This window comes from Neptuniibacter sp. QD72_48 (assembly GCF_047778065.1).
In the GTDB taxonomy this organism is placed as follows: Bacteria; Pseudomonadota; Gammaproteobacteria; order Pseudomonadales; family Balneatricaceae; genus Neptuniibacter.
The window spans coordinates 2,646,453-2,672,566 of sequence record NZ_CP180547.1; the positions used below are offsets into that span (position 1 = coordinate 2,646,453).

The window sequence follows — 26,114 nt, forward strand, 5'->3', positions numbered from 1 at the left end:
CTCCAACTCTTATTTGCGGCTTAAGGCATATAGGTATGCACCTTAGAATGTCCATATTTCAAACCGCATTTATTGTTATTGTTACGCAAAGTCTGTGCTTTCTAATTTAATTTTTATTTACACTGACTATGCGGCTTTTAGTTCGATACAGTTCCCATCTGGATCTTCGATGTAAACTGAACTACCAAAGCCTGTTGCGCCGTTCCTGTTTTCAACCCGTCCATAAGGCACTCCTTCCCTCCCCAAAAAAGGAAATAACACCTCGGGTTCAAATGGTTTAATCCTCAAACAAAAATGATCAAGATTTGCGTGTTCACTACGCTCTGTAACCGGCTTGATATCAATCAGAGAGTCACCTGCTCTAAGTTGATACATCGGAGGGCTTTCCACCTTACGAATCAGTTCACAGCCAAGAACACGGACATAAAAGTCCAAACACGCTTCCTCATTGAGAGTGTTTAGAACAATGTGATCTAGCTTTTCTATCGTAAACGTCATAAGCGCCTCCTACCGAGCGCAATCTTCAAATCTTAGAAATGGCTCAACAGTACTTAGGAGTTACATACTCTACTACTATAGAACGATTCTCAAAGATAGCAAAACTCTTTTGATATCAGATAATTGCTTAATAGATGACCAATAGGTAATTCACCCGAAATGAGTGGGAAATAACTGAGGTGACGACGGGTTTGATAATTAGGTAATATGCCAACAAATAAATCTAATTGTTGATAAGACTATGTTTAAAAAAATTCTCGCAATTTTCACACTTACGTTTTCTCTTATAAACGTCGCTTTTGCTGAACAAGCCAACCCGCAGATTGTTATGAAAACCAATTTGGGTGACATCAAATTAGAGCTTTATCCAGAAAAAGCCCCGATCACGGTTAAAAACTTCCTAGATTATGTAGATAGCGGCTTCTATGAAGGCACGATTTTTCACCGTACTATTCCAAGTTTTATGATTCAAGGTGGTGGTTTCACCCAAGGCCTTGAAAGAAAAGAGGTTCGAGACCCAATTAAAAATGAATCAACTAACGGCTTGAGCAATCAACAGGGAACGATCTCGATGGCCCGCACCAACTTCCCTGACAGTGCTACATCACAGTTTTTTATCAATGCGGTTAACAACTACAACCTTGATGCACGCGGTAGACGCCCAGGTTATGCGGTATTTGGTAAAGTAACTGAGGGTCTGGATCTAGTGGTTCGTATTAGCCGAAGCCCTACTGCGCCTAAAGGTGGCCACCGTAATGTCCCACAACAAACAGTGATTATCGAAAAGATTGAACGCTTAGCTGCCGAATCAAAGGCGAACTAAGCGAAGACGGTTAGCATTACTCACAACTGTCACTGAAGACATGGCCATAGCAGCACCTGCTATGGCCGGATTCAGAAGAATACCAGCCACTGGAAACAAAACCCCCGCTGCAACTGGGATTGCTAGCCCGTTGTATATAAAGGCTCCGAACAAGTTCTGGCGAATATTTCGAACCGTTTGTTTAGACAGATTTATCGCCTTCTCGACACCTTTTAAAGAGCCCGAAATCAAAGTCACGTCAGAGCTCGCTATCGCAATATCAGAGCCAGAACCGATCGCATAACCAAGATCAGCTTGTGCTAGTGCCGGCGCATCATTAACACCGTCACCGACCATCGCCACCACTTCACCCTGCTCCTGCAAACGTTGAATAACGGCCTGCTTTTCCTCAGGCCTTACATCCGCAAAAACTTGATTGATCCCTACAGACTTTGCCACAGCATTTGCTGTTTTACTGTTATCCCCTGAGAGTAAAACAACGTTTAAACCTGAAGCTTTAAGTGCACTAATCGCTTGTTCAGAGTCCTCTTTAATTGGATCTGCAACACCAAACAACGCAACCAGACTATTATTCTGAGCAACAAAGACAAGGGATTTAGATTCGTTACTCCACTTAGAAACCACTTCTGTCACTTGGTTACAATCAACTTGGTTTTCGTCCATCCATGCTTGATTGCCGATATACCATCTGCCAGAGTCAGTTTCGGCAATGACCCCTTGCCCAGATACATTCTGAAAATTCGTAACCTCTACTGACAATTCCCCAGCCGCAAACTGCTTAACCAATGCAGTCCCCAATGGATGCTCCGAATGAGCCTCAATAGCTGCCACAGTTGCTCTAACTAAGGCCTGATCACCACGTAGAAACAACTGATCTGTAACCTCCGGCTCACCTCGAGTCACCGTACCAGTTTTATCTAACACGACGACTGAGATTTTTTCGGCTAATTGCAGAGCATCCGCATTACGAATCAAAATACCGTTTTGCGCGGCTTTACCGACAGCTACCATAACTGACATAGGTGTCGCCAATCCTAAAGCGCACGGACAAGCAATTATCAGCACAGTCATCATAGTAATTATGGCGTAGGTCAACTGAGGCTCTGGGCCGAACAGCCACCAAATGACAGCAGTGACAACGGCTAAACCCATTACGACTGGAACAAAAACAGCTGCAATTTTATCGGCCAGTTTTCCGAGTTCCGGCTTGCAGTTTTGAGCTTCACGCACTGCCTCAATGATCTGTGCTAGTACCGTTTGGGAACCAATCTGCTCAACTTTAATAAGCAAGCTTCCTGATCCATTCAATGTCCCGCCCACTACAGAATCACCAATCTCCTTATTCACCGGCATTGATTCCCCGGTTAACATAGATTCATCCAAGTAACTGCTGCCAGACAATACCTGACCATCGATTGGCACTCGCTCTCCTGGGCGAACACGGATCTCATCTCCTAAGGCGAGGAGTTCAACGGGTATTTCTTTTTCCTCACCATCACGAACACGAAGCGCTGTAGCAGGTCGAAGATTCATAAGGCTGCGAACAGCATCACCGGTTTTCTTTCGCGCTCGAGCCTCCAATGCCTGCCCAAGTAGAATAAAACCAAGAATCATCACAGAAGCTTCGTAATAAAGATGGCGTGCTTCCATAGGTAGTTCGATGCCTGAAGCAGAAACGAGCAATAGACCAGTAGAGTAGATCCACGCAGCTCCTGTCCCTAAAGCGATTAAGCTATCCATATTAAATCGCCCTAGAAAAGCCGATTTATAAGCACCTTGATAGATATGCCCCGCGCAGAAAAACATCAAAAGTAGCGCAGCCACACCAGTCACTGCCCCTACCCATAGTCCTGAGGTTGTTGTGATATCTGGCATCATGCCCAACCAGCCTTGAAGCATTAACAAAGCCCCAAAAGCCAAACCAATCACACTGCGCTTAAGCGTTATCTGATACTGTCTATTTTCTCGCGCTTCGATTTGCTCGAAGTCAGTTTCATCAGTGATCTCTTCTGCACCATACCCTGCACTTTCTACTGCAGCGATAACGTGCTCAACACTGGATTCAGAGGAAACACTTAAGCTTCGATCAGCAAAATTAACCGCAAAGTCCTCAATTACATCTGCTTGCTGTAAGCCTTTTTCCAATGACCTAACACAGCCTGCACATTTAACGCCTTGCAAAGACAACCGATAAATCATGATGAAACCTGTAGTATGGTTAATAGATTGAGAAATTACGTGATGAAACTACCTTAAGCATAAACCCTAAAGCTAACTATAGGGTCAAGAATATATAGGAGAGGATGTGTGAGGTAAGGCGGCTACGACTTCTTTTCCATAGCAACATAACTGCCACTAAGACGCATAGCGACTTGGTCTTTCTGTTTAATTTCGATCACTAAATCCATCCGAGAACGGCCCTTAGCCTGCATTTTTTGATCAAAAACAGCTAACGCTTCGACATCAGGCAGCTGGCATTCTGCGGTAAAATCAGAGGTTACCGGCAGGAAATACTCCAGCTTACTCTCACGAATAACCACATCATCGTTTCTGCCCTGAGCACGAAGATACAAAGTCACAGCACTCCAACCGCAGAGTGTGGATAAAGTTGCTAGAGATCCGCCAAAGCCTGTGCCCTTATCGTTTACATTAGGCTCAAGCGCTGCAGACATTCGCAAGCACTTGCCATCCCAATCTAAAGGCTTTACTCCCATATGATTAACCAATGGGATTTGTGATTTAAGCCAAGTAAGAAACTCAGTAGTACTGTTTGCTTCGCTCAAAGGGTGCTACCTATACGCCAGTCCATTCAACGACATACTCCTGCTGATCATGCACAGGAGCCTTACGTAATTTCTTTGGTGTTCCTAGATAGATATAACCAATAATCGTTTCCTGCTCAGTTAAACCTAAGCCTTCACGTACAACTGAGTTATAAGCCATATCACCTGTTCGCCACATAGCCCCTAGACCCTGAGCATAAGCAGCTAAAATCATATTCTGAGCGGCACAGCCTGCTGAAACCTCCTGCTCTAAAACAGGAATTTTAGGACTATCTTTGACTGCGGCAATCACAACTAACATGCATGGCGCTCGAAGAGGCATCGCACGAATTTTATCTTGTTTTGCATCAGGCAGTTCAGCATCGTTCGCTAAAGCACCGCGAAGAAAAAGCTCACCAAGCTTTACCCTAGCATCGCCTTGCACAGACAAAAAGCGCCATGGACGGAGCGCTCCATGATCGGGCGCACGTAAAGCTGCCTGGTAAATGTTCTTTAACTGCTCTTCGGTCGGGCCTGGCTCATTCAAAACCGGGCAAGAAACACGATTATGTAATAATTCTAAAGCTTCCATATTACCCTCTACTGGCGGCTCAAACGCAGATTATCAATATCTTCAGAATCACTACTTCTGAATGGATTAATATCTAAACCACCACGGCGAACATAACGTGCATAAACATTCAGGCTCTGTGGCTTACAGCGCTCCCAGATGTGCATAAAAATATTTTCTACACATTGCTCATGGAAATCGCCATGCTCACGGTAAGAGATGATGTATTTCAGTAAGCCTTCTCTATCGATCTCTTTACCACAATAACTAATACCGAGCGTCGCCCAATCAGGCTGCCCCGTTACAGGACAGTTTGATTTGAGAAGATGGCTATAAAGCACCTCCTCAACATCATCTTCACCCGTTGTTAATAACTCTGGCGCTGGAGTGTATTGGGTAATCTCAACATCCTGATTATCGATACAAAAGCCCGTGAATTGCCCAAATTCTGGTGCTTGATCAGGATGGTATATACGAACCTCTACGCGTCCACCAGCGGCTGCTGATAGGTCCTCGATTAAGCGTTCTTTCACTTCGCTTTCAGAGGAAAATTTACTGAGATTGAATGAGTTTAAATACAGCTTAAACGACTTAGACTCGATAATATTTTCAGAATCAGCAAATACCTTAAACTCAGCTAAACGTACCTCGGGTTTACCACGCTGATTCAACCAAGACATCTCATAGGCGTTCCAAATATCAACACCTACAAATGGAAGCTCTTTACGTTCTACACCTTGCTGCTTCCAATTGACGTCGCGTGCAATTGGATACAACAGATTTGGATCATAGCTGTTAACGTACTCGGTACCTTGCCCTAATGGCGAGCTGGCAATTACATCATGTTCTTTCATTTAACTACGGATACCTTTACCGTTTTGTAGCAGATATAGGGCATATGAAAATAGACCGGCGATAAACAGAATAATCATGCCGAAAGCAAACCCTACATTTATATCACTTACACCTAGAATACCGTATCTAAAGGTATTCACCATATACAGAATCGGATTTAACTGAGAAACCCCTTGCCAAAACTCCGGCAGTAACTGTATCGAATAAAACACCCCACCCAAATAGGTTAAAGGGGTGAGCACGAAGGTCGGAATGATGCTGATATCATCAAACGAGTTCGCAAAAACAGCATTGATAAAACCGCCTAAAGCAAACAGCACTGAAGTTAGGAAGACAATCGCAATAGTCACTAGAAGGTTCTGAACCTGAAGATCGGTAAAGAATAGAGACAATATTGTGACAATTAAACCAACGCCCAACCCACGCGCCACTCCACCTAAAACAAAACCACTTAAAATCACCCAGTTAGGAACAGGCGAAACTAGTAGCTCCTCAATGTTTTTTTGGAATTTAGTGCTATAGAACGATGACACTACGTTGCTATAAGAGTTAGTAATTACTGACATCATAATCAGGCCTGGCACTATATATTCCATATAGTCAAAGCCACCCATCTCACCGATCCGGCTACCAATCAGATTACCGAAGATGATGAAATACAGTGTCATAGTGATGGCAGGAGGTAGAAGCGTCTGAGCCCAGATCCGCATAAAACGCTTTATTTCGCGTCGAACAATGGTCCAGAAAGCTACCAATAAATCTTGGGTATTCATGCCTAATCCTAATCCAAACTTTTATCTACTAACGCAACAAACAACTCTTCCAATCGATTGGATTTGTTACGCATACTACTCACATTCACACCCTGCTTTTGTAGCTCAACAAAGAGCGTATTCAAGCTCTGATGTTTTTCTACATCCACTTCTAACAGATGGTCACCTTGCAATCTGATCGGATAACCTGAGACCACTGGTGCAGCTTCTAAGTTTGAATCGAGATCAAGTAGGAAAGTTTCAGTATTCAGTTGCTGCAACAGAGCTCGCATGCTGGTGTTTTTAACAATATTACCCTGATCAATAATCGCAATATTGCGACAAAGACTTTCCGCTTCTTCTAAGTAGTGTGTCGTCAGAATGATTGTGGTTCCCGCCGCATTAATCTCTTGTAAGAACTCCCACATGGAACGTCTTAACTCGATATCTACGCCAGCTGTTGGCTCATCCAGAATCAAAAGTTTTGGATCATGCATCAATGCTCGCGCAATCATTAAACGACGCTTCATGCCACCCGATAGCATGCGAGCAGCACCGTTACGCTTATCCCATAAACCTAGTTGTTTTAGGTAATAATCTGCTCGCTCTCCAGCTGCTTTACGGTTAATACCGTAATATCCCGCCTGAGTAATTAAAATATCCCGCACGTTTTCAAACATGTTGAAATTAAATTCTTGCGGCACAACACCCAGATATTTTTTGGCTTGGGTTAAGTCCTTATCCAAATCCACCCCGAAGATCGATACGCTGCCCGAGGTTTTATTCACCAAGGAGGAGACAATACCCAAGGTAGTCGATTTACCAGCACCATTAGGGCCTAGTAAGGCGAAAAAATCCCCTTGTTGAACATCAAAGGAGATATCCTTTAATGCTTCAAAGCCATTCCCATAGACTTTACGCAGGTTTTTTATAGAGAGCGCTAACGTCATTAATCTTTCCAAAAATATAAGCAGGTAATTATCCAAATCGACTTAGAACCTAAGTGAATTGAATCTCTCATCGCAAGATTTAAGCAAACTGTGCAAATACAGGATTAAGTCAGGTGTAAGGCTGGCTGCAATGAGCCTGAGCTTATAAAATAACCCTGTCCATTATCTGGAGAGCAAAATGACATCTTACCAAATTCATCACCTGAATTTCTTAAAAATTGCTTACAATAACTTTATTAATCGAGATCCTTTCAAATCAGAAACACCGACTCAAGATGATTTGGATTTTATTGAGGAATTTCAGCAACTGATTGAGAATTTCGAATCACAAGAAGCTGGCGTTTATGATCAAGGCGCTGATTTCATTGATAAAGCTTTCCGTCGCTATCCAGAGTTAGCACACCTTATTGCCCGCGACCTTCTTTGGTTTTTTGGGGGTAATAATCTTCACAATATGACGGATGATGAAATTCAAAAATTCCAACAGCTAGATGAAATGCGCTTTGAAGCCGAAGAAAATAATGAAGAGTTTGATTACATCAATAAACGCGCAGGCTTATTTGGCCAGAACTAATTAGTTTATAGCGTCCACATAGTCTCTATTCGAAAGAGATTTCAACTGCCTGGTTCATAACAAAATCAGGCAGTTCATCAGCTGGTAAAGGACGACTAAAATAATAACCTTGTATCAAGTGACAGCCATGTTGCCGTAAGTAAGATAGCTGATCACTAGTCTCAACACCTTCAGCCAAAGCCTCAAGACCTAAACTCTGCGCCAATACGATAATCGCCTTAACAATGGCTTCCCCTTCTGGGTTTGTGCCAATATCACGCACAAAACTCTGGTCTATCTTCAAGGTATTCAGCGGCAACTTTTTCAAGTAACTAAGCGAAGAAAAACCTGTACCAAAATCATCCATCGATAGTGAAAGTCCCATATCGCGGAACTTATGTAGCTTAGGAATAGTGATTTCCGGTTGTCTAAGTAAGAAATTTTCAGTCACTTCTAAATCAAGGAGATCTGGAGAAATATTAGTTTCTCGTATAACCCGTCTTACGGTGGAAAGTAAGCTTTCATGCATAATCTGCTGCCCAGCAATATTCACCCCGATACGGATATCCATGCCTTGATCATGCCAAGCCTTACCATTACGGCACGCTTCCTCTAGAACCCATTCACCTATAGGCACAATAAGCCCCTGCTCTTCAGCAAGAGGGATAAATTTAGCCGGAGAAATCATTCCCGCTTCTTCGTGCTGCCAACGCAATAGGGCTTCAACCCCCATTACACTGCCATCCCTCGCATCAATTTGCGGCTGATAGAAAATTCTAAATTCTTCTTTTTCTAATGCTCGACGAAGATCATTCACCAACGAGAAGCGCTCGTAGCGCTGACTTCCTTGCTCGTCATGATAAAAGCGCAACTGATTTTTCCCGCTTTCTTTGGCATCAAACATTGCCACGTCAGCATGCTGAATAAGGCTAATTACATCACGTCCATGCTCAGGGAAAAGGGAAATGCCGATACTGACCGTACTGAATATTTCATAACCATCAATAAAGAAAGACTGCCTAAACGCTCTAAGAATATGCTGGGCCACCAGCTCCACTTCACGAACTGAACTTTTTCCTTCAAGCAGAATAGTAAATTCATCTCCACCTAGACGCGCCAAAACACCATCGTTGGCGATAACCGTTTGGATACGTTCAGCCGTTTGCTGTAAAAGCTCATCCCCCACAGGGTGCCCAAGCGAATCATTTACATCTTTGAAAGAATCTAAATCACAGAAAAGGACAGCAACAATAGTGTTATCAGGCTCACACCTGCGAATAGCACTTTCTACTTTTTCATTAAAAAACAAACGATTTGGAAGCGCTGTCAATGGATCATGATTTGCCATCCAAATAAGCCGTTTTTCTGCATGCTGACGTTCGGTAAAATCCAAACCTATAGAAAGAATCTGCGCATCAGCACCCGGGATATTCAAAATGGAGTGTAACCAAGAAATTTGCAGCATCTGTCCTGTACTAGAACGGATGGATGACTCAATTTGTACCTTTGACTCTTTACGAGTAAGCAAATTCTCCAACTGCACTTTGAGCTCTTCTTGACGCTTTGGGTCATGATTAAGGTCAAGATAATGCATCAGCTTAGCATCAGCAGAAGATAGCCCTAAAACCTCCTGCCCAAATCGATTCAAAGTAACTATGTTCCCATTGCTATCTAGCGTTAGGATGATTGTTTCAGCTGTATCAAGCAGACTAGTAACAAAGTCCCTTTCTGCTTCTAATTGCACTGATCGCTCGGTTAGATTTTGTGCCCGCTCCAGCAAAGAAGTTTCCAGCCTCTCTAATTGATTGGCTAAATCCAACGTACTATCTTTCAATAAATCCAATTCATCTTCGTAGATAGCCTTACGCTGAATAGCGCCAAGGCGCTGACGCATTTCGGTAAAGGCACTTCCAGCCAATAAAGGGAGTAGCACAGATATCTCAGTGATCATATTTAGTGGCGAACGAATCATTGCCAACTGAAACAGAGCTGCCAAGAATAGGCCTATACCAGATACCATCAACTGCTGGAAAAGTTCAGCTTGAGCTTCGCGATAGCTTTGAGTGTGATCATCAATCAAAATCCAATAGGCAGCACCAGGCTCAGCCCCTAATGGCGGCTGAAGTATGATCTGATACTTTTTTTCGCCACTCTCAACTTCAAATACACCTCCTTTCGGGGGAATACTCTTTTCACTGACCAACTTATTAAGCAGCGTAACGTTATCGGACTTCTCTGTCAGATATTTTAAATCCAGTTTCCATAAACGAGCGGCTTTCACTTGGTTTTTTGGCTGAACAGCCAAGCCGATATCTCTGCCACTTTGCTTCTTAAAATCAAGAATAACATCACGCATTTCGCGCCCAACTACCATGACTCCAACATTGTCCTTTTCAAGACGGACTGGCATAGCGACATAACGTAAACATTCTTTGACGCAATAGAAGTAGTTATAAGGCGTTTCTTTAGATAAAACTTGGGATATGACAGAAAAAGGAAGCTTAACAATGATTCCTTGCTTGTGAAGCGCTTGACCATATTGGTCATATAGATAAACAGCATCCATTGCACCATTCATCAACAAACCGGGAAAATAACGCTCAATTGACTCAATATAAGCACCGGCAGAAGCCCCTTTTGAGTCGACAACAATAGGGATCATCTGCCCCATTTCGAGCAAACGATCAAAGGAAGAAGAAACTAAGCCCTCTAATACAAAAAGATCTCGCTCTGAAGATTCAAACTGTTCTTGAGTGGTTTTTTGAGTCAACTGTACATAAGAGTAGTAACTATACGCCAAGTGCAAAACAGCCAGCACAAGGATAAGGTTAAGAAAAACCTTCCAGCGCAGACTTAAAAAAGACCTTTCAGTTGAACTCTCAATCGACATATAGCTTAAAACCTATAGGTCGCTTGTAAGGAAAGCATATCCCAATCTTCAACCTCATCCTGGTCATTCGGATTTTCTTGAGCAGCTAACCAGCCTGTACCTTCAACTTTATGCCACTCTGCACGTAATAACCAATTTTGATTAGGCTTCCAACCAACCCCTAGCGTCCAATCAAAGGAAAATTGAGTATGAGCAGGCATACCTAGTAACGCTGCGGTATCCGTCCCATCACGGTCATCTTTGTCTAAATAAAGCATGTCACGACGTAAAAATAGTGTCAGATCAGATGTTAAACGGTGATCCAGCTGAAGATAAAAAGATTCTGTTGTATTTTCAGGAATTAATGCATAAACACCAGCTAAACTTCCCCAGTTAATTTCCTGTTGGAAATATTCACCTGTCAGGCTCCATTTCTGCCAGTTGTATTGCATAGACAGTACTGTAACATCAATATCTACACGCCCATCACCTGGGGCCCCCAGAGAAGGCGTATCAGGGCCATCAAAATCTAATTTAAAACCACCAATAGTAGCTGCAACCACAAAGCTATAATCACTTAAACTATATTCTGTGCGCCATAAATGCCCAGTGCTGTCGCTAAAAGCGCCATCCCAATTATTATTTAAATATGCGTATTCCACGTTTAGATCTTTACGTGGTTCCCCCATAACAAGTTCAGATTCCAAGGCACCATGATCAAACAGATAACGGCCGTACAATCTAAAACCGTCAGAAGACAATTCTAAGTTTCTGGCTTTATCAAAATATAAAGATTGTGGTAGAACTGCGGATGGACGAGTAAACGCCACATCTCGTGTCTTATTATAGAAACCAAAGGGATTCTTAATACGACCTACACTTATACCAAAAGACCCACGCTCACCTTCATAAACCCGATAATCAAGCAAGCCATAATCGACAGTGAGATCACCATCATCAACCTCACCTGCTCTACGTGACATTAACTGCCCAGTCAGCAGTAGACGATCACTTAAACGCCAAGAAGCATTTCCGGCAATTTCCCGAAAATCCCAACTGCCCGATTCACTATCACCGTAGAAGCTATTATCACTAGTATGGGTATATCCCTGAGTAATAAACCCATTAAATTCTATATCAGGTGCCCCTTGTACTGACATAGAAACGGAGGCCACTATGAGCAACAGCAACCTATTTAATCGTAATGACTTTAACATTCAGCCCTCCTTGGATCGATGTCATCACATAGCCTATAGCCCCTTTAGTTTGGGACACTCGTTGAAGCATTTCAGCTTCGGAATTAACCGTAATCGGTGATTGTCCCGCACCAGAAAAAACAGATCGATCCCAGATATTAGATAGCTGATAAGGGAATATACCCAAAGACTGCTTAACAAAAAGCTGATGTTCAGCTTGGTAAGGCGGAAGAATGAATACATGAACTGGCATGCCATCTGGCCAAGTTCGTGTACGCATGGAGAAGATTGAAAGCAAATATTGCTTCGACAGACTTTCCAGAGAGACCTCTGAATTGACTATCACCTCAGACAAAGCTGTCTTAGGTAGCAACAACAGCAGTAATAAAACCAGAGTTCTGATCATACAATGAAGCCAACCACATCCTATGTGAAACAGCCTGGTATTATACCCAAACGGCATAAATACCTTATCTGGCCGAATATTCGCTTAGTTTAGACTAAACACACACTCACTGCCCAGTAACTGAGGAAAAAATAAGCATAAAGGAGGAATGGCGTCCCATAGGGGGTTCGAACCCCTGTTACCGCCGTGAAAGGGCGGTGTCCTAGACCACTAGACGAATGGGACGCAACAAATTGTAAACTCCGAAGAGTTGGAGCGGGAAACGAGGTTCGAACTCGCGACCCCAACCTTGGCAAGGTTGTGCTCTACCACTGAGCTATTCCCGCAATCTCTTAAGATCAATATTCTTAAGAAGAGAATGGCGTCCCATAGGGGGTTCGAACCCCTGTTACCGCCGTGAAAGGGCGGTGTCCTAGACCACTAGACGAATGGGACGCAACAAATTGTAAACTCCGAAGAGTTGGAGCGGGAAACGAGGTTCGAACTCGCGACCCCAACCTTGGCAAGGTTGTGCTCTACCACTGAGCTATTCCCGCATATTTTCTTAAGATAAATAATCTAAAGAAAATGGCGTCCCATAGGGGGTTCGAACCCCTGTTACCGCCGTGAAAGGGCGGTGTCCTAGACCACTAGACGAATGGGACGCTGCTGTTCCTCAAAGGGTGTTCCCTTGTGAGGAGGCGCGTATATTAAAGAACTGATTCTGGTGGGTCAACCCTATTTTCAAGAAAAAATTGCAGTTTTTTTGTTATTGAAAAAATATTTAAAACAACGCTCAAAAATTAAACAAAAATCCACCTAACCTATTGGTTAGAAAGGCGTTATTAAGAACACCACCGAATTAGAAAAAACAAATGTAAGCATAATTGCTCAATCAACATTCAATTCATTGAAGTAAATGAATAATGCGACCGAACGGAAAGTCTAAACAAACAAATAGAAAACTTAAGGGAGAAAACAAACAATCGAGAGAGGATAAATTTCAGGCATAAAAAAACCAGCAATAAGCTGGCTGCATTTGGAGCGGGAAACGAGGTTCGAACTCGCGACCCCAACCTTGGCAAGGTTGTGCTCTACCACTGAGCTATTCCCGCATATTCTTTTTAACTATAAGCTAGAAAGAAAATGGCGTCCCATAGGGGGTTCGAACCCCTGTTACCGCCGTGAAAGGGCGGTGTCCTAGACCACTAGACGAATGGGACGCTGTAGTTCCAGATAAGCTCTGAAAGCGGGGCATATAATATATACACCCCTTTGCAATTACAAGCACTTTTTTGATTTTTTTATCTATAAAATCAGGTGCTTTTTCGATAGTGTAAACTTACTTATATAGATAGAGCGTTATACAATCCTCTAACTTATTTAAGACTTTTGAAAAATCGCTTTTTCACTGACAGTCAGGACCTACTTTTATGAGCCCGACCTATATTGGACTTTTAATTCTACTTGGTGTCGCCGTTATGGCAGGAATTGGATTTGCCGTCCAAGATATCGAGAATAAGAAAAGAGAGCGTAGCCTGAGACTCATAACACTCAAAACAGCCATTCGTCGTGCCTCGCATCTATTTGAAGCCTTCCCCCCAATCCTTATTACAAGTGAGATCCACTCTTTACTAGTTAAATACATAGAGGTTCGCTGGAATGCTGTGGTCGAACTGGATGGATCAGAGTCCAACCGACAACAGCAAGCAGCTTTTCAATCGATGGTAAGCGCGGCTCAAGAACCTGTCAGCCACCCTTCCGGTTCAATGACGCTGTTTTCCAATCCAAATGAAGCAGCCAGAGCGCTTGGAGTTATTAAAGAGTTTGCTCAGTTTGTAAGCGAGATTAAAAACAAGGGTGAATTGAACGGCAATACCGCCGATCACCTAACCATGGAAGCTAAACGCATCTATAGTAGAATCGAAGTTGATATTGATCTTATGAGCGCAATAGAAACTGAACAGCAACAAGGCCCTGAAGTAGTTGTACATCATTACCGCAGCTGCTTTAGCAAACTCAATAACTTAAACCGCAATCAAGAACTAGATCGCCAGCTCTACGAAATTCGTACACATCTAACTCAGCTGGCCGAACAGATCGATCAAGCAAACGAAGAAAAGCGTATCGCGAAAGAGCAGGAAATAGACACTGGGAAAAAATTTAATTTCTAGATCCTATCGAATATGGCCTACATAATAGTAGGCCTCTGTTTTATACATTTTGCTCTTCAATATATAGCCACTCACTCTTACGAACACTTTTCCCCTCCCCTGAAAACACTTTATTAAACTCATTTATTAAATAGAAAATAATGGCAGCATCATAAGTCCATTCTTGGCGTATTCACCTACTCTGTATTAAGCTGCCCAAAAAGCTGTTACAGAAAACCATGTATATTGATCACCAAATTGCTCAAAAAATCGTAGATCGCTCGATGAAAATCATCGGTCATAACGTCAATGTAATGAACCACCAAGCAATCATCGTTGGTTCTGGTGATCCAGATCGGATTGATCAACTCCACGAAGGCGCCCTGCAAGTTTTAAATGCTAAAGCGGAGATCGATTTTGATTCCGACCAAGCTGAGTCTTTAACCGGTGTACAAGGCGGTATCAATATACCTATCACCAATGATGGACAGATTATTGGAGTTGTAGGAATTACTGGTAATCCCAACGAAGTGCGTAAATACGCCGACCTTGTTGTAATGACAGCTGAACTTGTTTTAGAACAAGCAATGCTCGCTGCGCAGGTACGCTGGGACCGACGCCTTCAGGAAAGTGTTATCGTGCGCTTGATTGAGGGAGGTTGGCAGAACGATACATTGTTCAACGATCGTGTTGAACGAATGAAAATAGATCTAAACATCCCTCGTGTTGCAATGATCGTTGATCTTAGATCTGCTGAAACACAAAAAGATATCTCCCTCTCAACCATGCAAGGGATTTTACGTCTACTAGAAAAACGTGATCCAGACACATTACTCGCTATATCAAGCCCAACTCAAATTGTTATTTTGCAAAAAATACTCTTACGCAATGAACATTGGGATTATCAAAAAAGCCAAGAACACCAAGAGAAATATCGTCTGCAACTCGCCAAGCAAACTGATATTAACTTCCACATCAGTCTGGGACAGTATTTTGAAGGTATAGAAGGTCTAGCTGAATCCTATCAAAGCGCACTCAAAACCCTTGAAGTCGGCAAGCTGAGCCATCCTAAACAACAACTATTTTCAGCCAGAGAGATGCTGTTGGATTTGGTTCTGAAAGACTCATTAGAAAGCTGGAGCGGCCCTCAATTATTAGCAGACTATGAAAAGCTGGTTAAAAAAGACAGTAATGGCAGTTTGCAAAAAACTCTGCAAGTCTATTTCGCTAATAACACAGACTTTTCACTCACAGCTGAAAGTCTGCATGTTCATCGCAACACTCTGCGCTACAGGCTTGAGAAAATTAATGATATCTTAGATATCGATCTTAAAAACCTTCAAGATCTCTTTCGTTTATACATCGCTACCCGATTAAGCGAATGGGATAACAAGCCGGAATAACTAATATCACCCTAAATTGTGCAATCTGACAAAAACAAAACTACTAAGCCTTTTTAATTTGTTTTTTTGTACGAAGCCGTCATCCCCACAACTTCGGATAATAATCCTTAAATCATTACTGGTTGTAGCACTTTGCTGTCACCCTGCATTGCTTAAGGATTGTTATGAAAATAGTTATTGCTCCAGACTCTTTTAAAGAGAGTCTTTCCGCACAGCAGGTAGCTGAAGCCATTAAACAGGGCTTTAGTCACATTCTTCCGCAGGCCGAATATATTCAACTTCCGGTAGCAGATGGTGGCGAAGGGACAACTGCCGCCTTGATTTCTTCCACACGCGGCTCTTTCCATCACACTCAAGTACAAGATCCACTTGGACAAACAGTTACTGCCACTTGGGGAGTTCTAGGCGATGGTGAAACAGCTGTCATTGAAACAGCTGCAGCTTCAGGCCTAGACCTGATTCCAATGAATCAGCGCAATCCGATGATTACCTCCAGCTACGGCACTGGCGAATTAATTCGCGCAGCTTTAGATAAAGGGGTTACTCGGATCATTTTTGGTTTAGGTGGTAGCGCGACCAATGACGGTGGCGCTGGAATCCTACGGGCCCTTGGTGCAAAGCTTCTAGATGCTGCGGGCCATCCTTTAGCCCCCGGTGGTGGCTCCTTACATAAACTAGCGGATCTGGATATCAGCCAACTCGATCCACGCTTAAAACATGTTCAATTTGAAGTAGCCTGCGATGTTGATAACCCTCTACTTGGACCAGAAGGAGCCTCAAGCACCTTTGGCCCACAGAAAGGTGCCAGTAAAGAACAGGTATCCCGTCTAGATCAAAACCTAAAACATTTTGCACAATTTCTAACGCGCGTTAGCGGCACTGATGTAACCCAAGTCCCTGGAACTGGGGCTGCAGGAGGCATAGGCGCAGCATTATGTGCTCTGTTTAACACTCAACTTAAAAGTGGAATTGAAATCGTCTTAAACGCTGTACAAATAGACCAACACTTGAAAGCTGCTGATTTGGTAATTACAGGTGAAGGCAGCATTGATAGCCAAAGTTTACGCGGCAAAACGCCTATTGGTGTTGCAAAGCGAGCTAAGCATTTTAACTGCCCTGTCATAGCGCTAGCTGGCTCCATTACTCCAGAACAAGCCCCTCTGAAAGCCTGTGGCATTGATGCCATATTTAGTGTTGTGCCTGGCATCGTCTCTTTACCAGAAGCACTACAACAAGCAGAAATCAATCTACAAAATTGTGCCAAAAATATCGCAACGATCTGGGCATTTAACCACAGTAACATTTAAAGAATCACATCCTCAGGACCGCTCTGTGGCCCTGACCTCTTACAGCGCTTTGCTGTACTCTTGCCGGTCTGATACTCAGACCGGCTTTTTTTTACTCAAAATACGGCTATCTTTACTCACAACTCACTTTTGTACAAATGCACAAAAAACAGATCTGAATTAGCTATTAATTTTGTACACCTGCCGAGGCAGGTCCTTTCTCATCATCCGATAATGTGTTCATACCTAAAAGGCTACAGGAACACAGATCATGAGAAGAACAAAAATCGTTGCTACTCTTGGCCCAGCCTCTGATTCCCCTGCGGTAATCAGTCAGCTGATTCAATCAGGTGTCGATGTTGTCCGCCTGAATTTCTCCCACGGAACTGTGACTGACCATAAAATTCGTGCACAACGTGTACGTGAAGCAGCCAAATCGGCTAACCGCTACGTTGCAATATTAGGCGACCTTCAAGGTCCAAAAATCCGCATATCCCGCTTTGTTGATGGCAAAGTCCTACTCAAAGCAGGTCAGGCTTTTACCCTTAATGCAGAGTTGGATACAGACGCTGGCAACCAAGATCAAGTCGGGCTTGATTACAAAGGCTTAGTTGAAGACTGCCAAGCAGGAGACCTTTTGCTGCTGGATGATGGTCGCCTGACAATGCGCGTTGAAAAGATCTCCGCTCCAGAAATCCACTGCACCGTTGTCCTAGGTGGTTACCTATCTAATAACAAAGGCATAAACCGACAAGGCGGCGGATTATCAGCAGCCGCGCTAACAGATAAGGATAAAGCAGATATTTTAGCTGCCGCAGAGATCGGTGTGGATTACCTAGCCGTTTCGTTCCCTCGCGATGCCGCCGATATGCAGGAAGCACGCGCCCTGCTCACTCCGACAGGTAGTAGTGCCGGTTTAATAGCAAAGATTGAACGCGCTGAAACTGTCAGCAATCCAGAAGTACTTGATCAAATTATCGAAGCCTCTGATGGCGTTATGGTCGCGCGCGGAGACTTAGGGGTCGAAATTGGGGATGCCGAACTAATCGGTGTGCAAAAGCAGATAATCCAACGGGCACGACAATTAAACCGTGTAGTGATAACGGCAACCCAGATGATGGAATCGATGATCACGAACCCGATGCCAACCCGTGCCGAAGTTTTTGATGTCGCCAACGCAGTTCTGGATGGCACCGATGCAGTCATGCTATCAGCTGAAACGGCTGCTGGTGATTATCCGATCGAAACTGTTGAAGCCATGGTGCGTGTAATAGAGGGCGCGGAAACTCAACCTCAAACAAGAACCTCTGGTCACCGAATGCATCAATCATTCTCAAATATTGATGAAACCATCGGCCTGGCCGCAATGTATGCCGCCAACCACCTATCTGGGGTTAAAGCGATTATTGCGATGACCGAGACCGGTGCCACTCCGTTACTAATGTCTCGCATCCGTTCAGGCTTACCGATTTTTGCCTTAAGCCCTAATCAAGAAGCCTTGCATCGAGCAGCCATATTTCGTGGTGTCGTACCTCTATTTTTCGATGCCTCTTCCATATCTCACGAACAGATTAATCAGTCTGCTGTAAACAGCTTAATCGACGCAAAAATCGTCACCGAAGGTGATTTGGTCATGATCAGCAAAGGGGATTACCTCAATGTTCACGGTGGTACCAACACGCTAAAAATTGTTCGTGTTGGCAGTGATATCAAATAAGAAACATAACAGGAGGAGATGCCATGGAACCAACTAATACCTACGAACCCGCTGCTTGGCCGAGAGATTTTGACTTTCGAATAGAAGTGTCCGAGCAGCAAGAATTGCTAGAGATACCGCATCCCCCTGCGAATGAAACCGAAGGTAAAAGTCATGAGCAAGATTAAACAGATCATCGGTCGCGAAGTCCTAGATTCACGCGGTAATCCAACGGTTGAAGCGGATGTCATTCTGGACTCGGGCGTTTCTGCATCTGCTTGTGCTCCCTCAGGCGCATCCACCGGTTCCCGAGAAGCTTTAGAGCTACGGGATGGCGATAAAAAACGCTATCAAGGAAAAGGCGTTTTAAAAGCGGTTGCCAATGTAAACAGATCCATCAACCAAGCCCTACAAGGCATGGATTGTTTAGACCAGCAACAGTTAGACCAATGCTTGATCAATCTGGACGGTACTGAAAACAAAGCGAACCTGGGTGCCAATGCCACCTTAGCGGTATCTTTAGCTGTTGCTAAAGCGGCTGCTATCGAAAAGCAAATGCCTCTGTATGCCCACATTGCAGAAATGAATGGCACTCCCGGTGAATACCTAATGCCAGTACCAATGATGAATATTCTTAACGGCGGTGAGCATGCTGACAATAACGTGGATATTCAGGAATTTATGGTACAGCCACTGAATTTCAGCAGTTTTTCTGAAGCGTTGCGCTGTGGCACAGAAGTTTTCCATAGTTTGAAAACAGTACTACAACAACAAGGCTTAAATACTGCGGTAGGTGATGAAGGCGGCTTCGCTCCAAATTTAGGCAGCAATGAGCAGGCGTTAATCATTATTCAGCAGGCTGTTGAACAGGCTGGGTATCAACTAGGTACTGATATTAGCCTAGCATTAGATTGCGCTGCATCAGAATTTTACCAAGATAACCTCTATCAGCTAAGTGGTGAAAACAAGCAGTTTAGTGCCAGTGAATTCAGCAGCTATCTAGCTGAACTGGCTGCTAAATACCCAATTCGTTCGATCGAAGATGGCATGGACGAATCCGACTGGAAGGGCTGGTCAGAACTTACGCAAAAGCTAGGCGATAAAGTCCAATTGGTCGGTGATGATTTGTTTGTGACCAATAGCAAAATTCTACAACAGGGAATAGAACAGAAGGTTGCTAACTCAATACTGATCAAATTCAACCAGATCGGCACTCTATCTGAAACACTTGATGCTATTCGCTTGGCCAAAGCCGCTGGTTATAGCGTCATAATTTCTCACCGTTCAGGTGAAACCGAAGACACCACTATTGCAGATTTAGCCGTTGGTACTGCTGCGGGCCAGATAAAAACCGGGTCTTTATGTCGTTCTGATCGTGTCGCGAAATACAACCGCCTTCTTCGAATTGAAGCCGAATTGACCGGCGAAGCTCCTTATCCCGGAGCAACAATTTTTAACTAAGCATTACCTCAAGAACCCCATGCGAATAAGTCGATATCCGCATTACTACTATAAAAATAGAAACTGGAGTTACTTATGAAAACCATGAGAAAAACCATTCTGAGTACAGCGATTGTTGCAGCTACTGTATCAATGTCTTCCACAGTATTAGCAGAAGGCAGAGTACTGTTGAAAACACCGATTGCTTTTGCGACCAACCTGCCAGCATTAGGCTCTCCTATTGTTGAAGTAGCAGAACGCCTAAATAAGATTAGTGGTGGCAATATCAAAATGAAGGTGTATGAGCCAGGTAAACTTGTTGCTCCACCAGAAATCCTTGATGCCGTATCTACAGGTAAGATTAATTCAGGCTATGCAACGGCTGGATATTGGCAAGGTAAGATCCCAGCATCCGCATTGTTTTCAGCAGTACCGTTTGGTCCCGAAGCAGGTGAATACTTAGCTTGGTTGTACTATGGCAATGGCCGTAAGTTATGGCAGGAAATGTACGATTCTCATGGCTATAACGTACACAACATCCCTTGCGCCATTAATCCACCAGAAACCTCTGGCTGGTTCTCTAAACCGATCGAAAAACCGGAAGACCTTAAAGGCATCAATATGCGCTTCTTTGGCCTAGGCGCTAAGGTCATGGAAAAAATGGGCGTAGGTACGGTACAGCTACCTGGTGGTGAAATCTTTGGCGCCTTGGAAAAAGGTGCAATCGATGCCACTGAGTTTTCACTCCCACAAATTGACCAACGCCTAGGTTTTCATAAGATCGTAAAATATAACTACTTCCCAGGCTGGCACCAGCAAGCGACCCTGCATGAGCTGCTAATCAATAAAGATACTTGGAACAAGATGTCAGCTACACAACAGGAAATCATTGAAACTACCTGTAAAGCCTCTATTACGGAGTCATTGGCCGAAGGTGAAGCTAGCCAGTTTGAAGTACTAGCTAAGTCCGCAGAAAAAGGCGTTGAACTGCGTTACTGGAACGACACTATGTTAACAGCCTTCAAATCCTCTTGGGATGAAGTGGTGGCAGAGCAAAGTGAAAACGCTTTCTTCAAGAAAGTATGGGATGACATGAGTCAGTTCCGCGGTGGTTACGATTTATGGGAGTCTTTGGCTTACCTTCCACGTACTAAGCCTCAAGACTAAGCATCAAATAGCCTGATTCACACCGAGTCAGGTCTATGTCATACCCGTTCAGAACGGTTATTCAACCGTTCTGAACACCTCTTTTCTTTTCAGAATTTCCAAGGGTGGGTCCCGTGAATAATCTGTCTTCCTCTCATCAAGAGCAGGTTGCATTTGCTGATGCAATCGATCTGTTCATACGTAGGACTGGGATGCTTATCGCATCGGTATATGTCGTATTAGTGCTGGTGATCATCACCCAGGTGGTTCTGCGTAAAGGTTTTGCTAGTGGTTTAATCGCTTTAGAAGAGCTTCAATGGCATCTATACGCTGTCGGCGTTATGTTTGGTTTAGCTTATGCGCAGGTCAATAACGCCCATATCCGCGTTGATCTCCTCTACGGAAAATTCCGGTTGCGTACCAAAGCATGGGTCGAAATTTTGGGCATGCTATTTCTGGTCTTCCCTTTTATTGCCGTCGTATTTTTCCACAGTCTCGAATTTGTTCATTCCGCATGGATCATCAATGAGCATTCCGACGCCCCTTCTGGACTTCCATACCGCTGGCTCATTAAAGCAGTCATACCTGCTAGTTTTGGCCTTTTATTCCTAGCTTGTGTGTCACGATTTATTCGAGATATCTGCTTTTTGTTACGAGGTAAGCACTGATGGAAATCAATGAGATTCTTGTCATTGCGATGTTCCTATCATTCATCGCACTACTTTTTACCGGTATCCCCGTTGCCTACGTACTGGGTGGTATTGGCGTTATTTTTGCCCTAGTAGGCTACTTATCTGATATCTACTTAGGCACTTTAACTGGATTAGACTTCACCACCTTAGGGCTTGTAGTTAACCGTCTGTTTAAGATTATGGATAACTGGATTCTGGTCGCCCTGCCGATGTTCATTTTCATGGGCAATATGCTAGACAAATCCGGTGTAGCAGAGCAGCTGATGGAATCCCTACAGGAACTGTTTGGCAAAGTCCGCGGCGGCTTGGCTATCACTGTTACAGTGATCGGTATTATCCTTGCGGCCTCCACTGGCATTATCGGTGCGTCAGTAGTTCTACTCGCTATGATGTCACTACCGTCGATGCAAAAACAGGGTTACTCACTACCGCTTGCGTTAGGCACAATCGCCAGTGCTGGTACTTTAGGTATTTTAATACCGCCAAGTATTATGCTGGTGATCATGGCCGACCAATTAGGTTTGTCTGTAGGCGATCTGTTTATGGGTGCGGTATTCCCTGGCCTGATTTTGGGCGGTTTGTATATCGCCTACATCCTGATCACAGGCTTTATTAACCCTGAAGCGGCCCCAGTTCCTCAGGACGTCCAGCCTGTTACCATGAAGACGGTAATCAAGGTATTAAAAGCAATCACCCCAACAGTACTACTTATCTTCGTTGTTTTAGGTTCCATATTCGCTGGTATAGCAACGCCGACAGAGGCCTCAGGTGTAGGTGCCTTTGGTGCTACGCTACTTGCAATATACAATCGCAAATATAACTTCAAAGTATTAAAGGAAGTTTTACACGGCACTTACAACACTACGGCTTATATCTTTGCCATCTTTATCGGTGCTACCTGTTTCGCTCTGGTATTAAGAGAGTTGGGCGGTGATGAACTGATCGAAAGTTTCCTAACCGGCTTACCTTTTGGGGATTACGGCATTGTCGCGTTTATTCTGTTGATTATATTCCTGCTGGGATTCTTCCTCGATTGGATTGAAATCACGCTGATTATTTTGCCTCTATTAGCGCCAGTTATTTCAGCACTAGGATTAGATATCAACGGCTATGGCGTAGTGGATAACCCAGAATTGGTTTGGTTCGTCATGCTCGTTGCAATGGCCTTACAAACATCATTCCTCACCCCACCGGTAGGGTTTGCATTGTTCTACTTAAAAGGTGTTTGCCCGCCAGAGGTAAAACTTACTCAAATTTACCGTGGCGTGATTCCTTTCATCCTACTGCAATTAGCTGCACTAGTGATGCTCGTCTTCTGGCCTCAATTGGTAACCTGGCTACCCGCCTTTGCTTATGGCTAATAAAATTTAGATATCAGATACCTACAAAACTCCTCTTTATGAGGAGTTTTTGTTTTTACAATATGGATAAACACCTACTCGCCTATCTGTAATCCCTAATTTTGAGGTTATACCGATGCTGGCATCCTTAACCTCAAGCTAGTTAGTACAGGTTAATTCTTTCAAAGCACTCCCCTTCGCTTAGATTGAGTAACTGATTACTCACTCAGGAAGATCCTTTATAGGAGATAGGTAAATTGAAATCACAAATAGCGATAGTTACAGGCGTTTTATTAAGCTTCAACGCAGCAGCTGATGAAGAATGGATCTTCGGTATCGGTGCTGGGATTAAAAGTCACGAAAGTGCTTATCAAGGTGTAGGCACTGAAACCTTTGTATTTCCAACTCTGTACGCACAAAAAGGCAACTTTTTGTTAGTAGGCAACAAAGCCCAATACAGCCTTTACGGTAATAGTAAATTCCAAGTCAATCTATTGGGCCAATACCGTTTCGAAGGCTATGAAGCTGATGATTCATTTGCCCTAAATGGCATGGTAGAACGTGATGGCGCACTCGAAGCAGGTATCAGTGCAACGCTCGACACACACTACGGTATCCTGTCAGCCTCTTTTTTGACAGATATCTCAAATACTCACGAAGGACATGAACTATCTGTAGGCTGGACTAAACCTTATCAGCTTAATGCCAAGTGGATGGTTAAACCCTCAATGGAACTAAGCTGGCGAAGTGATGACCTGAACAATTATTACTACGGCGTAAAGTCGAACGAAGCAACCGCACAACGAGCTGTGTACAAAGCAGATAGCAGTATGAGCTACCGAGCAGGTGTGGATGCTTTTTATGTAGTGGATAAGCAGCAAACTATCCAGATGGGTATCGGCGTTAATGGTTGGGGCAGTGAGGTAGAGGATAGCCCTATTGTTGATCGCAGCAACAGCCCTGAAGTAAAAGCAGCTTACACTTTCCGTTTCTAGTCGATCTAGTTGGAGGTTACGGCAGATAAATAACAGGCCACTTTTATATTGCCGTGACCTCAACTCTATATTTCAACTACCCATTACCAATCCCTTTTATCTGTAGTATTTCGCCCTGAATTTCGTAAAAAAACTAGGCTAATAGCACGAGAAAAAAGTAATTTTAGCCGCTAAACCTGTTTTGAATTTTACATATTGACTCCCCTACGCTCTTCCCCCATGGTGCGCCCTTTTTTTAAAATGTGGAGCCCTAGGCTTAACTATGAACGCAGTGATTATTGCAGTGCTAACCATGTTGGTACTGAGCCTTTTTAGAACCCATGTGGTTATTGCTCTTTTGATTGGCGCGCTTGTCGGCGGCTTGTCAGGAGGATTGAGTCTAGATGCTACAATCAATGCTTTTAATGCTGGGATTGGCGGCGGCGCAAGCGTTGCCTTAAGCTATGCATTGCTTGGTGGCTTTGCAGTCGCAATTGCACAATCAGGCCTACCACACTTGTTAGCGAATAAAGCAATAACAGTGATTGGGCAAGATCCTACACCAGCACGCGTCAACAAGATCAAAACACTGCTACTCCTAATCATCTTAGCGGTAGCCATTTCGTCACAAAACTTAATCCCGATCCATATTGCGTTCATCCCACTTTTAATACCACCTTTGCTTCTAGCGATGAGCAAACTGAAATTGGATCGACGTTTAATTGCCTGCGTACTGACCTTTGGCCTAGTAACCCCTTATATGCTTTTACCGGTAGGCTTCGGAGGAATATTCCTTAACGAAATTCTACTTAAACATATCGGTCAAGGCGGACTCGATACAACAGGCATCTCTGTGATGCAAGCGATGAGCATACCTGCTGCAGGCATGTTGTGTGGACTATTGATCGCAGTTTTCATCAGTTATCGCGGGAAACGTCGATATGATCAGTCAAAGATCAAAGCTGTCGAAAACAACGTTAATGACTTTAATTCTAAGAGTATTGTCGTTGCTCTGTTAGCAATCGGTGTAGCCTTCGTAACACAGCTGGTAACCAACTCCATGATCATGGGGGCCATGCTTGGCTTTATTCTATTTACCGTTACTGGCGTGATCCGCTGGAAAGAATCTGACGGCGTATTGACTGATGGCATGAAAATGATGGCAACCATTGGCTTTATCATGATTGCCGCGTCAGGTTTTGCTGAGGTGCTTAAAGAAACCGGTGATATCGCAGCGCTAGTGACAAGCTCAGTTGACGTTATTGGCCAAAATCAACCGATAGCGGCCTTCTTGATGTTATTGGTGGGTTTATTGATCACTATGGGCATAGGCTCATCGTTCTCAACAATCCCAATTATTGCAGCTATCTACGTACCATTAGCTATTCAGTTAGGCTTTAGCCCTTTAGCTATCGTTGCTCTAGTCGGCACAGCTGCAGCTTTAGGTGATGCGGGCTCCCCTGCGTCTGACTCGACCCTAGGCCCAACATCAGGCTTAAACGTCGATGGGCAACACAACCATATCTGGGATACGGTTGTACCGACATTCTTGCACTACAACTTACCTCTACTCGCCTTTGGTTGGTTTGCAGCAGTAACGTTATAAAAGCACAGAACAGGCAGGCCTTAGCTTATGCAAGGCCTGTACCCTGCCACCGATAGCACAGCTTCGATCTATATCCACTCTTTAGCAAAGACAAAGACAAGAACAAGACCTAAGGACTAAGACTAAGGATCTATTAAAATTACTTTATTAGTCGAACAACTAGG

General features: G+C 43.8%; 23 protein-coding genes and 7 tRNA genes. 13 read left to right on the forward strand and 17 right to left on the reverse strand.

The genetic code is table 11. The annotated features are described in order from the left end of the window. Positions 1-126: 126 nt before the first annotated feature. Positions 127-498: a VOC family protein gene (locus ACMXYX_RS11890; protein ID WP_415881814.1), complete on the reverse strand. Its 372-nt coding sequence runs from the start codon at positions 496-498 to the stop codon at positions 127-129. A 241-nt stretch (positions 499-739) separates the two neighbouring features. On the opposite strand from ACMXYX_RS11890, the gene ACMXYX_RS11895 reads away from it, so the two are divergent. Continuing rightward, positions 740-1,321: a peptidylprolyl isomerase gene (locus tag ACMXYX_RS11895; protein WP_415896617.1), complete on the forward strand. Its 582-nt coding sequence runs from the start codon at positions 740-742 to the stop codon at positions 1,319-1,321. Here the strand turns inward: ACMXYX_RS11895 and ACMXYX_RS11900 are convergent. The 6 genes from ACMXYX_RS11900 to ACMXYX_RS11925 all read right to left on the reverse strand — a co-directional run bounded on the left by ACMXYX_RS11900 (position 1,307) and on the right by ACMXYX_RS11925 (position 7,211). Then, positions 1,307-3,520, reverse strand: coding sequence for a heavy metal translocating P-type ATPase (locus ACMXYX_RS11900; RefSeq protein ID WP_415896618.1), 2,214 nt, complete (start codon positions 3,518-3,520; stop codon positions 1,307-1,309). The genes ACMXYX_RS11895 and ACMXYX_RS11900 overlap by 15 nt on opposite strands. 122 nt (positions 3,521-3,642) lie before the next feature. After that, positions 3,643-4,104 carry a YiiD C-terminal domain-containing protein gene (locus tag ACMXYX_RS11905; RefSeq protein WP_415896619.1) on the reverse strand — a complete coding sequence of 154 codons (462 nt, stop codon included), beginning with the start codon at positions 4,102-4,104 and terminating at the stop codon, positions 3,643-3,645. Positions 4,105-4,114: 10 nt separating this feature from the next. Further along, positions 4,115-4,675, reverse strand: a complete 561-nt coding sequence (locus tag ACMXYX_RS11910; RefSeq protein ID WP_415896620.1) for an NAD(P)H nitroreductase — start codon at positions 4,673-4,675, stop codon at positions 4,115-4,117. Between the two features lie 8 nt (positions 4,676-4,683). Next, positions 4,684-5,508: an NADPH-dependent 7-cyano-7-deazaguanine reductase QueF gene (queF, locus tag ACMXYX_RS11915; RefSeq protein ID WP_415896621.1), complete on the reverse strand. Its 825-nt coding sequence runs from the start codon at positions 5,506-5,508 to the stop codon at positions 4,684-4,686. Beyond that, positions 5,509-6,282, reverse strand: a complete 774-nt coding sequence (locus tag ACMXYX_RS11920; protein ID WP_415888751.1) for an ABC transporter permease — start codon at positions 6,280-6,282, stop codon at positions 5,509-5,511. An 8-nt stretch (positions 6,283-6,290) separates the two neighbouring features. Next, complete coding sequence (locus ACMXYX_RS11925) at positions 6,291-7,211, reverse strand: ABC transporter ATP-binding protein (RefSeq protein WP_415881821.1); 921 nt, start codon at positions 7,209-7,211, stop codon at positions 6,291-6,293. A 178-nt stretch (positions 7,212-7,389) separates the two neighbouring features. Here ACMXYX_RS11925 and ACMXYX_RS11930 point away from each other — a divergent pair, with 178 nt between their 5' ends. Further along, positions 7,390-7,785 carry a PA2817 family protein gene (locus ACMXYX_RS11930; protein ID WP_415881822.1) on the forward strand — a complete coding sequence of 132 codons (396 nt, stop codon included), beginning with the start codon at positions 7,390-7,392 and terminating at the stop codon, positions 7,783-7,785. 25 nt (positions 7,786-7,810) lie between these two features. Here ACMXYX_RS11930 and ACMXYX_RS11935 read toward each other — a convergent pair whose 3' ends face one another. The 10 genes from ACMXYX_RS11935 to ACMXYX_RS11980 all read right to left on the reverse strand — a co-directional run bounded on the left by ACMXYX_RS11935 (position 7,811) and on the right by ACMXYX_RS11980 (position 13,437). Further along, complete coding sequence (locus ACMXYX_RS11935) at positions 7,811-10,654, reverse strand: EAL domain-containing protein (RefSeq protein WP_415881823.1); 2,844 nt, start codon at positions 10,652-10,654, stop codon at positions 7,811-7,813. A gap of 5 nt (positions 10,655-10,659) precedes the next feature. Further along, positions 10,660-11,850 (reverse strand): hypothetical protein, encoded by a 1,191-nt coding sequence (locus ACMXYX_RS11940; protein WP_415896622.1) that lies wholly within the window; start codon positions 11,848-11,850, stop codon positions 10,660-10,662. Further along, the gene (locus ACMXYX_RS11945; protein WP_415881825.1) at positions 11,825-12,235 is read right to left on the reverse strand and encodes a hypothetical protein; all 411 of its coding nucleotides are present in this window, start codon (positions 12,233-12,235) and stop codon (positions 11,825-11,827) included. The genes ACMXYX_RS11940 and ACMXYX_RS11945 overlap by 26 nt, the downstream gene beginning before the upstream one ends. 149 nt (positions 12,236-12,384) lie before the next feature. Further along, positions 12,385-12,460: transfer RNA gene (locus ACMXYX_RS11950), tRNA-Glu, on the reverse strand. A 26-nt stretch (positions 12,461-12,486) separates the two neighbouring features. Then, positions 12,487-12,561, reverse strand: a tRNA-Gly gene (locus tag ACMXYX_RS11955). Positions 12,562-12,594: 33 nt separating this feature from the next. Beyond that, positions 12,595-12,670: transfer RNA gene (locus ACMXYX_RS11960), tRNA-Glu, on the reverse strand. 26 nt (positions 12,671-12,696) lie between these two features. Then, positions 12,697-12,771, reverse strand: a tRNA-Gly gene (locus ACMXYX_RS11965). 32 nt (positions 12,772-12,803) lie between these two features. Then, positions 12,804-12,879: transfer RNA gene (locus tag ACMXYX_RS11970), tRNA-Glu, on the reverse strand. A gap of 375 nt (positions 12,880-13,254) precedes the next feature. Next, positions 13,255-13,329 (reverse strand) — tRNA-Gly (locus tag ACMXYX_RS11975). A gap of 32 nt (positions 13,330-13,361) precedes the next feature. Beyond that, positions 13,362-13,437, reverse strand: a tRNA-Glu gene (locus ACMXYX_RS11980). A 210-nt stretch (positions 13,438-13,647) separates the two neighbouring features. On the opposite strand from ACMXYX_RS11980, the gene ACMXYX_RS11985 reads away from it, so the two are divergent. The 11 genes from ACMXYX_RS11985 (at position 13,648) to ACMXYX_RS12035 (ending at position 25,950) form a co-directional block, all read left to right on the forward strand. Next, on the forward strand, positions 13,648-14,388 hold the full coding sequence (locus tag ACMXYX_RS11985; protein ID WP_415896623.1) for a hypothetical protein: 741 nt from the start codon (positions 13,648-13,650) through the stop codon (positions 14,386-14,388). Positions 14,389-14,606: 218 nt separating this feature from the next. After that, positions 14,607-15,770, forward strand: a complete 1,164-nt coding sequence (locus tag ACMXYX_RS11990) for a sugar diacid recognition domain-containing protein (protein WP_415896624.1) — start codon at positions 14,607-14,609, stop codon at positions 15,768-15,770. A gap of 164 nt (positions 15,771-15,934) precedes the next feature. Then, complete coding sequence (locus ACMXYX_RS11995) at positions 15,935-17,077, forward strand: glycerate kinase (protein WP_415881828.1); 1,143 nt, start codon at positions 15,935-15,937, stop codon at positions 17,075-17,077. A gap of 250 nt (positions 17,078-17,327) precedes the next feature. Further along, positions 17,328-18,773 carry a pyruvate kinase gene (gene pyk, locus ACMXYX_RS12000; protein ID WP_415881829.1) on the forward strand — a complete coding sequence of 482 codons (1,446 nt, stop codon included), beginning with the start codon at positions 17,328-17,330 and terminating at the stop codon, positions 18,771-18,773. A 23-nt stretch (positions 18,774-18,796) separates the two neighbouring features. Further along, positions 18,797-18,940: a hypothetical protein gene (locus ACMXYX_RS12005; RefSeq protein WP_415881830.1), complete on the forward strand. Its 144-nt coding sequence runs from the start codon at positions 18,797-18,799 to the stop codon at positions 18,938-18,940. Continuing rightward, positions 18,927-20,213: a phosphopyruvate hydratase gene (gene eno, locus ACMXYX_RS12010; protein WP_415896625.1), complete on the forward strand. Its 1,287-nt coding sequence runs from the start codon at positions 18,927-18,929 to the stop codon at positions 20,211-20,213. Before ACMXYX_RS12005 ends, eno begins: the two co-directional genes overlap by 14 nt. Positions 20,214-20,288: 75 nt before the next feature. Next, on the forward strand, positions 20,289-21,359 hold the full coding sequence (locus ACMXYX_RS12015) for a TRAP transporter substrate-binding protein (RefSeq protein ID WP_415895774.1): 1,071 nt from the start codon (positions 20,289-20,291) through the stop codon (positions 21,357-21,359). A 113-nt stretch (positions 21,360-21,472) separates the two neighbouring features. Then, positions 21,473-22,006, forward strand: coding sequence for a TRAP transporter small permease subunit (locus tag ACMXYX_RS12020; RefSeq protein WP_415896626.1), 534 nt, complete (start codon positions 21,473-21,475; stop codon positions 22,004-22,006). Continuing rightward, a complete protein-coding gene (locus ACMXYX_RS12025) occupies positions 22,006-23,391 on the forward strand; it encodes a TRAP transporter large permease (protein WP_415881834.1) in 1,386 nt (461 codons plus the stop codon). The genes ACMXYX_RS12020 and ACMXYX_RS12025 overlap by 1 nt, the downstream gene beginning before the upstream one ends. A 236-nt stretch (positions 23,392-23,627) precedes the next feature. Further along, positions 23,628-24,365 (forward strand): MipA/OmpV family protein, encoded by a 738-nt coding sequence (locus ACMXYX_RS12030; RefSeq protein ID WP_415896627.1) that lies wholly within the window; start codon positions 23,628-23,630, stop codon positions 24,363-24,365. 262 nt (positions 24,366-24,627) lie between these two features. After that, the gene (locus tag ACMXYX_RS12035) at positions 24,628-25,950 is read left to right on the forward strand and encodes a Na+/H+ antiporter family protein (protein ID WP_415881836.1); all 1,323 of its coding nucleotides are present in this window, start codon (positions 24,628-24,630) and stop codon (positions 25,948-25,950) included. Positions 25,951-26,114: the final 164 nt, after the last annotated feature.